Origin of the sequence: Actomonas aquatica, assembly GCF_019679435.2 — a bacterium.
Classification (GTDB): domain Bacteria; phylum Verrucomicrobiota; class Verrucomicrobiia; order Opitutales; family Opitutaceae; genus Actomonas; species Actomonas aquatica.
In genome coordinates this window covers 3,697,400-3,709,662 of the sequence record NZ_CP139781.1, presented here as the reverse complement: position 1 = coordinate 3,709,662, position 12,263 = coordinate 3,697,400, and the positions used below count along the sequence as shown (strand labels likewise).

7 protein-coding genes and 2 pseudogenes are annotated in these 12,263 nt (G+C 65.1%); 6 read left to right on the top strand and 3 right to left on the bottom strand.

The genetic code is table 11. The features are described 5' to 3' along the window. Positions 1–2,022, top strand: a complete 2,022-nt coding sequence (locus tag K1X11_RS14435) for a heparinase II/III domain-containing protein (protein ID WP_221031520.1) — start codon at positions 1–3, stop codon at positions 2,020–2,022. Positions 2,023–2,074: 52 nt separating this feature from the next. Next, on the top strand, positions 2,075–3,562 hold the full coding sequence (locus tag K1X11_RS14430; protein WP_221031519.1) for a protein adenylyltransferase SelO: 1,488 nt from the start codon (positions 2,075–2,077) through the stop codon (positions 3,560–3,562). Between the two features lie 32 nt (positions 3,563–3,594). Here the strand turns inward: K1X11_RS14430 and K1X11_RS14425 are convergent, their stop codons facing one another. After that, positions 3,595–4,062, bottom strand: a complete 468-nt coding sequence (locus tag K1X11_RS14425) for a hypothetical protein (RefSeq protein WP_221031518.1) — start codon at positions 4,060–4,062, stop codon at positions 3,595–3,597. A gap of 146 nt (positions 4,063–4,208) precedes the next feature. Here K1X11_RS14425 and K1X11_RS14420 point away from each other — a divergent pair, with 146 nt between their 5' ends. The 4 genes and pseudogenes from K1X11_RS14420 to K1X11_RS23455 all read left to right on the top strand — a co-directional run. Then, positions 4,209–4,985, top strand: a complete 777-nt coding sequence (locus K1X11_RS14420; protein WP_221031517.1) for a hypothetical protein — start codon at positions 4,209–4,211, stop codon at positions 4,983–4,985. Positions 4,986–5,307: 322 nt separating this feature from the next. Further along, positions 5,308–8,172 carry a TonB-dependent receptor gene (locus K1X11_RS14415; protein ID WP_221031516.1) on the top strand — a complete coding sequence of 955 codons (2,865 nt, stop codon included), beginning with the start codon at positions 5,308–5,310 and terminating at the stop codon, positions 8,170–8,172. A gap of 123 nt (positions 8,173–8,295) precedes the next feature. Then, positions 8,296–9,711 (top strand): annotated as a pseudogene (locus K1X11_RS23460) (glycoside hydrolase family 43 protein); the annotation flags it as partial. Between the two features lie 30 nt (positions 9,712–9,741). Next, positions 9,742–11,073 (top strand): annotated as a pseudogene (locus K1X11_RS23455) (immunoglobulin domain-containing protein); the annotation flags it as partial. A 79-nt stretch (positions 11,074–11,152) separates the two neighbouring features. Here K1X11_RS23455 and K1X11_RS14405 read toward each other — a convergent pair. After that, the gene (locus K1X11_RS14405; protein WP_221031514.1) at positions 11,153–11,332 is read right to left on the bottom strand and encodes a YqaE/Pmp3 family membrane protein; all 180 of its coding nucleotides are present in this window, start codon (positions 11,330–11,332) and stop codon (positions 11,153–11,155) included. An 83-nt stretch (positions 11,333–11,415) separates the two neighbouring features. After that, a complete protein-coding gene (locus K1X11_RS14400; RefSeq protein ID WP_221031513.1) occupies positions 11,416–12,213 on the bottom strand; it encodes a hypothetical protein in 798 nt (265 codons plus the stop codon). Positions 12,214–12,263 lie beyond the last annotated feature (50 nt).

Here is a 12,263-nt window from a genome sequence, read left to right as displayed (position 1 = left end):
ATGACCCAAATCCCGACCCGACTCCGCCGCCGCTTCGCGCGTGCGCTTTCTCTCTTCCTGCTGGCCACCCCGTTCATTTCGGCGGCGCCGCCGCTGCAGCCGCGCAACCTCCTGGCGGGCCCGCCGGAGGCGCACCAACTGGGCAAGGACGTGCCCGGCATCCAGGCGGCGCTGGTGGCGCCCGGTGACTGGCAACCGTATCCCGTCGCGAGCGACCGGGCGGCGTGGGAGGCCATTCCGGCCGACCTGCGCGCGGGGTGGATCACGGCCGCCGAAACCGAGATCGGCAAAGCCTGGTCGGCGCTGCGCGCGACCGATTTCCTCGCCTACAAACGCGACGGCAAACGGGAACCGTTTCAGATCGAGCGGGCCGAGCGCCGCCGCCGTTTGCTGAAGCTCGTTATCGCGGAGTGTATGGAAGGGCAGGGGCGTTTCCTCGACTCGATCGCCGACGGCATCTGGGCAACCTGCGAAGAAACCTATTGGGGCGTATCGGCGCACGTCTTCATGCAGCGGGCGGGCAACGATCTGCCGGACGCGTCGGAGCCGACCGTCGATCTGTTCGCGGCCGAGACGGCGTCGATGTTGTCGTGGGTTTCCTACCTGATGGGACCGCAGCTCGACACGGTGTCGCCGATGCTGGTGAAGCGCATCCGTTACGAATGTGAGCGCCGCGTGCTCGAGCCCTGTTTTGAGCGCGCTGATTTCTGGTGGATGGGCTGGGACACGCAGGGTCATCCCATCAACAATTGGAACCCGTGGATTGTCTCCAATTGGATCTCCACCGCGCTCCTCCTCGAGGAAAACCCGGAGCGTCGCGCGCGCCACGTCGAGAAGGCGCAGCGCGTGATGGACATCTTCATCAACAGTTACCCGGAGGACGGTGGTTGTGATGAAGGCCCGGGGTATTGGGGGCGTGCCGGCGCGAGCATGTTTGATGCGCTGCAGTGGATGCACAGTGCGAGCGAAGGCCGCATCTCGATCTTCGACGAACCGCTGGTGCACAAGATGGGCCGCTACATCATGAGCGCCCACGTAGTCGACGACTGGTATGTGAACTTCGCCGATGCCCGCGCCAAGTTCTCTCCCGATGGCGCGTTGATCTACAACTACGGGCAGGCGGTCGATGATCCCGAGTTGTCGGCCTTCGGCGTGTGGGTGTGGCAGAACACCGACTACGAACCGGCGCAGGAAATCTCGATGGGCCGCGTGCTGCCGCAGCTCTTCCTCGCGCGCAAACTCAACGGACTGCAAGCCGCGGCGCCGCTGCTGCGCGACGTGTGGTTGCCCGACCTGCAGTTTATGGTCGCGCGTGATGCCGGCGGCACCTCCGACGGGCTCTACCTGGTCGCCAAAGGCGGGCACAACGACGAGAGCCACAACCACAACGACGTGGGGTCCTTCATTACCTACCTCGATGGTGAACCGCTCCTCATCGACGCCGGACCGGAAGCTTACAACGCGCGCACCTTCAGCGCGGAACGTTATGAGATTTGGACGATGCGTTCCGGGTGGCACAACGTGCCGCTCATCAACGGTGCCGAGGAAGCCGCCGGCCGCCATCACGCGGCGAGCGCCCTTTCCTACGAGGCGAACGACGAACGCGCGATCTTCGGCCTGGAGCTGGCCGGGGCGTATCCGGAGTCCGCGGGAATCACCTCGTGGCGCCGGGAGTTCGACTTGGAGCGCGGCGAAGCGTTGCGCATCAGCGACACCTACCAACTCACCGCACCGTCGCAGCCCAGCGAGCTGCATTACCTGACCCACCGACCGGTGGATGTGTCGCAGGCGGGCACGGTGCGCATCGGCGCAGCGCCGGGCGCTCCGGCGGCGCGGACCGCGGTGCTGAACTACGACGCCTCGCGTCTGCGGGCCGAGGTCGAGAGCCGCGAAGTGACCGACACCCGCCTGCGCGCCATGTGGGGCCCGGAGGTGCACCTCATCAAGTTGATCGAACGCGAAGTCAGCGCGACCGGCGCGCACACCGTCGAGATCCGTCCGGCGGTGGCGGCGCCGCGCTGATGCTTGTGCGCGCTCCGCTGGACAAACCGGCGTTCCCAGCGGAGCGTGACGCATGTCTCCCGATGACCATGCCACGGGTGCCGGCTGGAAGCTGGAGCACACCTACGCGGAACTGCCGACCTCGCTGTTTACTGAGATCGAGCCGACGCCGGTGTCGGCGCCGCGTTCGGTGGTGTTGAATGCTGCGCTCGCGGAGGCGCTGGGACTGGATCCGGCGGCGTTGGCCGGGGACGAAGGCGCGGCGATTTTTGCGGGCAATGCGTTGCCGCCGGACGCGCGACCGTTGGCGCAGGCTTACGCTGGGCACCAGTTTGGTCACCTCGTGGAACTGGGCGATGGGCGGGCGATTTTGTTGGGGGAACAACGCACGCCGGCGGGCGCGTTGCGGGATATTCAACTGAAGGGCTCCGGGCCAACGCCGTATTCACGTCGTGGAGACGGGCGGGCGGCGCTCGGGCCGATGTTGCGCGAGTATGTGATCAGCGAGGCCATGCACGCGCTGGGCATTCCCACCACGCGCAGTCTCGCGGTGGTGACGACGGGGGAGGAGATTTGGCGCGAAGCGGGCGCGATTCCGGGGGCCGTGCTCACGCGGGTGGCGGCGAGTCATCTGCGGGTGGGCACCTTTGTGCTGGCGGCGGCGCGGCGCGACGAGGCGGCGTTGCGGGCGCTCGTCGACTACACGGTGGAGCGACATTTTCCGGAGATCGCGGAGCAGGCCGACGAGGCGGAGCGGCCGTTGGCGTTGTTGGCGGCGGTCATCGCGCGTCAGGCCAAACTCGTGGCGCAGTGGATGAGTGTCGGCTTCGTGCATGGCGTGATGAACACCGACAACATGGCGCTCTCCGGTGAGACCATCGACTACGGGCCGTGTGCGTTTCTCGATGCCTATGATCCGGCGACGGTGTTCAGCTCGATCGACCGGCGCGGGCGGTATGCGTTTGGCAATCAGCCGGGGATCGCGGCGTGGAATCTGAGCCGGTTTGCCGAGACCTTGCTGCCGTTGATTGATGCGGGCGATGAGCAGGTCGCGGTGGAGCGGGCGACGGCGGTCTTGCACGGGTTTGCCGATCAGTATGACGCGCAGTGGTTGGCGCTGCACAATCGCAAGCTCGGTCTGTTCGGCGCGGAGGCGGAGGACGCGGCGCTGCATCGCGACATGTTGGCGTGGATGCAGGCGGGGAAGGCCGATTTCACGCGCACCTTTGCGGAGCTGGATCCGGCGGTGGAGCTGGCCGCGGGAGGCGATCCGGCGCGGGCCGCATGGCATCAGCGTTGGCGGGCGCGTTTGGCGCGGCAGGCGGAATCGGCGGAGGCGTCGGCGGCGCTGCGGGCGGCAAGCAACCCGACCGTCATCCCGCGCAATCATCTGGTCGAGGCGGCGCTAACGGCGGCGAGCGAGAGCGGCGACCTGGGGCCGTTTGATGAATTGTGCCGCGCGGTCACGCAGCCCTTTGCGCGCGGGGCGGAGGTGCCGACAAAATATCGCGAACCGGCGCCCGCCGAGGCCGGACCTTACGTGACGTTTTGCGGGACCTGATGGGGCAGGGCGGGGCGAGGTCGGTCGGCGTATCAGTCGGCGCTCGACCGATAGAGGGCCTGCACGGAATCACGCACGAGCACCACGAAGGTGAAGATCCCGAGGACGGTGCCAAAGGGGAAGGCGAGGCAGTTGAGGCCGGCGACGACCATGCTGTAGAGGCGATGGCGGCGCGCACCGAGGAAGGTGGCGGAAAGGAGATTGGCGACGATGGCGACCACAAACAGGAACCCCATCACCAGGTAGAACCATTTGAAGAGCGCGAAGAACTCCTCGGGCGGCGGGCCCGACGTCGACGCGTTGTTCTGCATCAGCTCGGGGTTGTTGATCAATGACTGGAGCAGGAACCAATGCCCGATGAGAAAGAGGATACCGAGACCGATGAAGCCTGACCACACGTAGTGGAAGATCCGCAGCAGTTTGAGTTGGTCACGATCGGCTTTCGTCGGGTCGGCGTTCGGCAGGGCAGGAGGAGGGGGCGGGGGCGTGGTCTGGCTCACGGAGTCAGAGTAAGACCGAGTGACGTGGCGTTGTCAGGCCTTTGCGGAGGTGACGCGCGACCGGATCGAACAGGTTTGCAAAAGAATCGCGTTGCGATGATCGGCCTAAGCGGTGAGCGCTTGGGGTCGTATAGTAAGAACTAGCTATGTCTGATACCCCGTCCTCTGCCTGCGAGCGTGCCGGTTTTGCCATCAATCCGGCCTTTGAGCGCGCGCTCTACGAAGCCCTCTTGGTCGCCTACGGCCGGATCCTCGCGAAATACAACGCCTTTGCCCAGGGCTCGATTCTGCGTGACGTGGGCAAGGAGGTCATCGCCTACCTCGGGCGTCACGGCTTCCCGCTGGACGAACAGGGTAACGCGGAGGACATGACCCGTCTCACCGAGTTGTTTGTGCAGAACGGCTTCGTGGAAAAACTCGACGTCGAGCCGGCCGAAGCGGGGGACAATTTCATCTGGCACAACCTCTACGGCCGCGATGCCTACCAGGAACTGCACGAGATCTCCGACAACCCGTTTCTCGCCTGCCCGCTCAATCTCGGGCTCTTCTATCTCGCCGAAAAACACGGCAAGTCGATGAAGCTGCATCGCAAGACGTTCGACCCCGCCAACAACGTCGTGGAGACGCAATACGAGGTCGTCGATCAAAGTGCGCCGAGTGATGGCGACGTCGATCCGCTGGTGATCGAGAACGCCCGTCTCTATCAGATCGCGCAGGAGCGCCTCGATAAACTCGAGCGCGCGCAGAAGGAGCTTCGCACCCTGCGCGGCATCCTGCCGGTGTGCTCCTGCTGCCGGAAAATTCGCGACGAACAAAACGAATGGCACGCCATGGAGAGCTACCTCTCCGAGCATTCTGACGCCAACTTCACCCACTGTTATTGCCCGGAGTGTGAAGCCAAGGCGCTGCGCGATATCGAATAATCATCGCGGCGTTACGTCGATGGGGAGCGGAACATCCGACGCCGGCCCGGCGCGTGGGCGCATTCGCTAAGCCAATGTTTGGCAGAGGATAACAACACGCGTGGTGCGGGCCGCCGCGCCGGTCGCTCGCGCCCGGACGACCGCCCCGACCGCGCCGGTCCGCCGATTTGCGCGCGGGAATTTTCTGCCCCTGTCGGGTTTGCGGAACAATTGGCGCATTGGGAAAGTGAGGCCGCTGCTTTCGCGGTGTGACCGTCCCCGGCGCGGCCTCCCCTTACACCCCCTGACACGCACCCCGCACGTCAACAAAACCTCCCCCATCATGACCCCCTACCTGCAACGTCACCCCGACGGGTCGCGACCGTGTTCGCGTCCTTTTACGGCCCTTGCCTTATCCACGCTTCTGGCGCTCGGCCTGGGTTCTGCCAGCGCGTTGGCGCAAACCACCACGTCCACTGCCGCCGAGGGTCCGGTCGTCGAACTCGATGAGTTTGTCGTTTCCGGTTCCTTCAAGGACAGCATGGAGCAGGCGCTCGCCGTGAAGCGCGCCAACGTCCAGATGGTCGACGCCATCGTGGCGGAAGACATCGGCAAATTTCCCGACAACAACGTCATCGAAGCCCTGCAACGCGTCACCGGTGTGCAGGTGACCAACCGCGGTGGCGGCGAGGTATCCACGGTTTCCATACGCGGCCTCAACGACATCACCACGACCATCAACGGTCGCAACATCTTCACCGCTTCCGGCCGTTCGGTCGCGCTGGCCGACATTCCGGCCTCGCTGCTGCGCCAGGTGGATGTGTTTAAAACCCGCTCCTCCGATCTCATCGAGTCGGGCATCGCCGGTGTCATCGACATTCGCACCCACCGCCCCTTCGACTTCGACGGACCCAAGATGGGCCTCGCCGTGCGCGGCATCTACCAGGACAAGAACGACGAGATCGACCCGAACATCAGCGCGCTCTTCAGCAACACCTGGAAGCTCGACAGCGGCGGCAAGTTCGGCGCGCTCGTCAATGTCTCCTACGCCGAGACCGACTACCGCGACCAGAGTGTCACCGCCGGCGCCATGGTGCCGTTTGTGACTGAAAATCCGCCGGCCGGTTGGGTGCCCTATGAACGCATTTTCCCGACCAACGGCCGCGTGTCCGAGAACCCCATCTGGCAGGCGGGTCTCGAGGCCGGTCTGCCGTTCACGGCGGGCTCGACCCTGCAGTTCAACGGGCAGCCGGTGGAGTATTACCTCTCCCGCGACGCCATCTTCGCCAGCGACTTCACCGGTCACCGCGAGCGTCCGGCCGTGAATGTCTCCCTGCAGTTCTCGCCCGACGAGCGCTCGAAATACACCTTCGAGGCCTTCTACAACGGCTACCGCAACGAGAGCTTCAACAGCCTGCTCTTCTCCTTCGCCGACTGGTGGGGTGCGCTCGGTGACAACCCCGAGGCCAACACCGTCGTGTATCCGGGCACCAACATCATCAAGTCCCGCGAGAACATCGGTTTCCCCTACGGTTTCATGAGCGGCGATTTGCGCACCGGTCAGACCGACAGCTACCTCTACGCTTTCACCGGCGAGTGGGCCATCACCGACAAGTTTAACCTCACCGCCGATCTGTCCTTCCAGGACACCGAGTTCTCCGAGGACTTCTTCGCCATGCGCACCGATCGCGTGCATCGCTGGCTCTCCGTTGACTTCAACTCCGGCGGCGGTTTCCCGGCCTTCAGCTTCGGTGACGATGCAGCCACCGCCGATGTCGACGAAAGCGACCTCACCAACCCCGCCCTCTGGAACATCGCGCAGCTCTACGACAACGCGATCTACCGCAAGGGCGACGCCGCCAGCCTCACGCTCGATGGCGACTATGAGGTCGGCAACGACTTCCTCCGCGCCCTCAAGTTCGGCGTGCGTTATGACAACCGCGGTGCCTCCGAAGGTGAGCGCACCCAGGACGCCCCGGGCCTTGGTCAGAACATGGCCAACTATCCCGAGCTCGTGCACATCAACAGCGGCTTCTTTGATGGTCGTTCCGACGTGCCGACCAGTTGGGCGGTGGCCGATGGTTACTACATCCGCGCCAACGCCGACGAAGTGCGCAACCTCTACAAGAGCACCGTCGCGCCCGATCTCGCGGTGGGCGACCAGCTCATCATGCGCGAGACCTTCAACGTCGATGAGACCACCATCGCCGCCTACCTCTCCGCCGACTTCGCCACCTACATCGGCGACCGTCGCCTCGATGGTCAGATCGGCCTGCGCTACGTCGACGTCGAGACCGACATGAACTTCACCGACCTCAACACGTCGGCGCAGTCAAGTGACTCGGCCTCCACCGATGACATCCTGCCCAGCCTCGTGGTGCGTTACGCCCTCACTGACAACCTCCGCCTGCGCGCCAGCTACGGCGAGACCCTGCGCCGGCCGAACTTCGTGCAGTTGAATCCAAATATCAACTACGTCGAGGACGTCACCAACATCGGCTACGGCACCGCCACCGGCGGCAACCCGAACCTCGCGCCCACCACCTCCAAGAACTACGACCTCGCCCTCGAGTGGTATTTCCAGGAGGCCAGCGCCATCTACGCCACGCTCTTCAAGCGCGAGATCGACGGCCTGGTGGTGAACTTCCGCAAGCGCGTCACCTTTGAGAACTACGACTACATTCTCAGCGCGCCGGACAACGCCTCCAACGGTGAGCTCACCGGTTTCGAACTCGGCTTCGTTTACTTCCCCGAGGACCTGCCCGGCCTGCTCGACGGCTTCGGTGTTCAGGCCAGTTACACGTCGCTCGATTCCGAGCAAAACATTCCGATCACCGACAGCGCCGGCAACGTCATCGGCGAGGATACCACGCCGTTCTTCGCGGTGTCCGACTCGTCCTACAGCGTGGTGCTCGCCTACGAGCGGCCCAAGTTCAGCGCCCGTCTCTCCTACGTCTGGCGCGAGGACTTCCTCAACAACTACGAGGCCGCCCTCTTCGCCAATCCGCTCGGCGTGTATCGCAAGCCGGAGACTTCCATGGACCTCCAGCTCAGCTACCGCGCGACCGACAAACTCACGCTCACCCTCGACGCCACCAACCTGACCGACGAGGCCTTCCAGAGCTACTACGAGTATCCCGACACCCACAACTTCGGGTCCTCCATCTACAGCACGACGATCGCGGTGGGTGCGCGTTACTCGTTCTGATTCCCCGGGGCGGCTTCGCGCCGCCCCACTCATGTTGGTTTATTCAGTATGCAGGTAATTGCGGGCGGCCCTCTCCATCGGGGGCCGCCCCTTTTTTGAGCTGAACCGCAGGTCCCGTCCGCCATGAACCGTCTTTGCCTCCTCCCTCTGTTGGCCTGCCTCGGCTGCGCCATCGTCGCCTCCGCCCAGGACCCCACGCCCGCGCCCACCTTCACCAACGTGACGGTGCACGACCCGTCCATCATGCGCGCGGCCGATGGCACCTTCTACATTTACGGCTCGCACCTCGCGTCGGCGCGCTCGACCGACCTCATGCATTGGGAGCAACTCTCCACCAGCGCGACCGTGGGCAACGTTCTCCAGCCCAACCCCGCCACCGAGTTTTCCGAGGTGCTCACTTGGGCGCAGACCAACACCTTCTGGGCGCCCGACACCATCCGCCTCGCTGACGGGCGCTACTACTTTTATTACAACGCCTGCCGCGGCGACTCGCCGCTCAGCGCCATGGGCCTCGCCATCTCCGCCGCACCCGACGGTCCCTTTGCCCACGACAGCGTCCTGCTCTACTCCGGTATGGCCGGCACCTCCGAAGACGGCACGCCCTACAACGCCGCCGTGCATCCCAACGTCGTCGACCCCACCGTGTTCTTCGACGCCGCCGACCGCCTCTGGATGGTTTATGGTTCCTACTCCGGCGGCATCTTCATCATGGAGCTGGACCCGACCACCGGTCGCCCCTTGCCCGACCAGGGCTACGGCCAACACCTCATCGGCCGGAACCACTCCCGCATCGAGGGCGCCTACATCCTCTACAGTCCGGAGTCGGACTACTACTACATGTTCCTCTCTTACGGCGGACTCGCCGCGGACGGCGGCTACAACATCCGCGTCGCCCGCTCCCGCGCGCCCGACGGTCCTTACCTCGATGCCAATGGCACCGACCTGAGCACGGTCGGCGGCCCCAATGGCAGCTTCTTCGACGATGCCGCCATCGCGCCGCACGGCGTGAAGTTGATGGGCAACTACCAGTTTTCCACTGCCCCCGGCGAAAGCGGCGGCAGCCAGGGTTACGTTTCCCCGGGCCACAACTCCGCCTACTACGACCCCGCCACTGGCCGCTACTTCCTCGTCTTCCACACCCGCTTTGTCGGCCGCGGCGAAATCCACGAGGTGCGTGTGCACCAGATGTGGCTCAATGCCGACGACTGGCCCGTCGTGGGCCCGCAACGCTACGCCGGCGAAACCCTCACCGCCACCGACGCCGGCCGCATCGTGGGCGACTACAAACTCATCAACCACGGCAAGGACATCTCCGCCACGGTGAAGACCTCCTCGCTCATCACCCTGCAACCCGACGGCACCATCATCGGCGCCGAGTCCGGCACGTGGTCGCTCAGCGCCGAAAACGCCGCCACCCTCACGCTCGGCGCGTCCACCTACCGTGGCGTCTTCGCTCGCCAATGGGATCAGGACCGTTCGCGCTGGCTGCTCACCTTTTCCGCCCTCAACGCCGACGGCACCGCCGTCTGGGGCAACAAGGTCGCCGTCGACACCGCCCCGCAATGGCTCACCGCGCCCGCCGACCAAGCCGTCTCCACCGGTGCCACCGTTACGCTGACCGCCATGGCGAGCGGCGACCCCGAGCCGACCTATCAATGGCGAAAAGACGGCGCGCCCATCGCCGGTGCCACCCGCGCCACCCTCACGCTCAACGACGTCGCCGTGACCGACTCCGGCGACTACACCGTCGTCGCCACCAGCCGCGCGGGCAGTGCCACCAGTGCCGCCGCCACCGTGCTCGTCACGGTGCCGCCCATTCGCATCACGACGCACCCCGTCAGTCTCACGCAGACGGCCGGCAGCAACGCGCAACTCAGCGTCATCGCCGAGGCCGACGGTGCGCTCACCTACCAGTGGTTCCGCAATGACGTGGCCGTGGCCGGTGCGACCGCTGCGACCCTCGACCTCAACCCGCTGCAGCCGAGCGATGCCGGCGATTACACCGTCGCGGTCACGTCCGGCTCCGGCACCGTCTCGAGTCGCCTCGCCCGCATCACTGTCGCGACCCCACAACCGGGTCGACTCGCCAATGCTTCTGTGCGCTCCGTCGCCGGACTCGGCGGCAACCCACTCATCATCGGCATGGTGGTGGATGGCGGCAGCAAGGACGTGCTCATCCGCGCCGTCGGTCCCACCCTCGCCAGCGAATACGGCGTCGGCGGCACGCTGCCCGATCCCGAGTTTAAACTCTATGCCGCCGCCGGCGGTGAGCCCATCGCCGCCAACGACAACTGGGGCGACAACGGCCAGGCCGCCACGCTCGCCGCGCTCTTCGGCAGCCTCGGCGCCTTTCCTTTACCCGACACGTCGAGCGGTGACGCGGCGCTCGTCGCCGATGCGTCCGGCCCCTTCACCGTGCACGTGAACAACGAACCGGCCGGCAGTAGCGGCGTCGTGATTGTCGAGGCCTACGATGCGACCGAGACGACGAGTCCGCGCCTGCTCAATATCTCGGCCCGCAACTTCGCCGGCACCGGTGACGAGACGCTCATTGCCGGTTTTGTGATCGACGGCAACACGCCCAAACGCCTGCTCATCCGCGGCGTCGGGCCGACGCTGGCCGCGCCGCCCTTCAACCTCGGCGGCGTGCTGGCCGATCCCGTGTTGGAAATTCACACCCGTATCAATGACGTCGATACAGTGGTCGCGACCAACGACGACTGGGCCGACGAAGCCGGCGTCATCGCCGCCTCCCAAGCCAGTGGCGCCTTTGCCCTGGTCGACGGTTCGGCCGATGCCGCCATCGTGGTCACGCTCCCCGCCGGTTCCTACACCGCCCACGTCGCCGGCGCCAACGGCAGCACCGGCGAAGCCATCGTGGAAGTCTACGAACTACCGTGAGTGAGGCATTCCCTGCTGTAGGGCTCGACCTTGTGTCGAGCCGCGGCGGAAGGTCCACAGCGCCTGCGGGACGAGGCCCTCAGGCGATCGACTTCGTGCCGTCGGATTTCAGCACGACGGCGAACGCGTGAATCGCGCCCGGCACCCAGAGCAGCAGGGTGAGCAAGAGGTTGACCCCAAAGTCCAAACCGAAGCCGCGACGGATCGCCACCACGCAAGGCGGGAGCACAAAACAGATGGCGAGAAAGATGTAGAGCATGCCCCCCGCAGACCACTTCGACCGACTTTGGTGCCCGCGGCCAGTTTTGGTCGAACCAAATTCAAGAATATAAGATTGACCCCTTAGGCTTGGAGGTAGGCGACGTAGAGGCCGAGGGCGGCGATGAAAATCATCATGGACGACAGGGTGGAGAGGGTGGTGGCGGCGAGGGCGCGGAACCAACCCGGCCCCATCACGCGGCGATAGACCCAGGTCTGATAGCCGAGCGAACCCATCCCGTAGAGCGCCATGACGAGTGGAAACTTGATGGCGGGCCCGACCAGCAGGATGTAGAAGCTGGTGGTGACGCTCAGCGCGAAGCTGTTCAGGGCGAGATGCTCCACGACGTTGTAGGCGCGATTCCAATACACAAAGCGGGTGATGAATGCCACCACCGGCAGCCCCCCCAGCACCAGCAGGTTGTAGTAGCGTTGCAGAAAGGCGGAGAGCGCCGCTTGTTGCTCCAGCGTCAGGGTTTGCTCCGTCCCGGCTTCCTGCGCCCCCATTGCCCAGCCATCCACCACCGCGTCGAAGTTGCCCACGAGGTAGTTCAGGAAGGTCGAGATGGCCACGAGCGTGATGAGCAGTTTGAGCGGGTTGCTGAACTGCAGTCGCGCGGGCCCGAGGTAGCTTTCGAACGCGCGGCGCGGATTGACCACAAAGTCCCGCAGGGTGCGGGTGAAGGTCGTTTCCATGCTGAAGAACCCCAGCGTGGCGTCGCCCAGCAGGCTCCAGTCGAGCCGCTTCACCTCCCGCCGCAGCAGCACCTCCTGACGCTCGGGCGGCGGCGCGGGCAATTCATCCGCACGTCGTTGGGAAACAGGGGAATCGGTCTCGTTCGCACCACTGGAGCCATCCATGCCGCCAGCCTCCAAATTCAAATCGCTAGCGCGAGATCGTAATGCGATCGGGCGGGGAGGCAGGGAGGTTT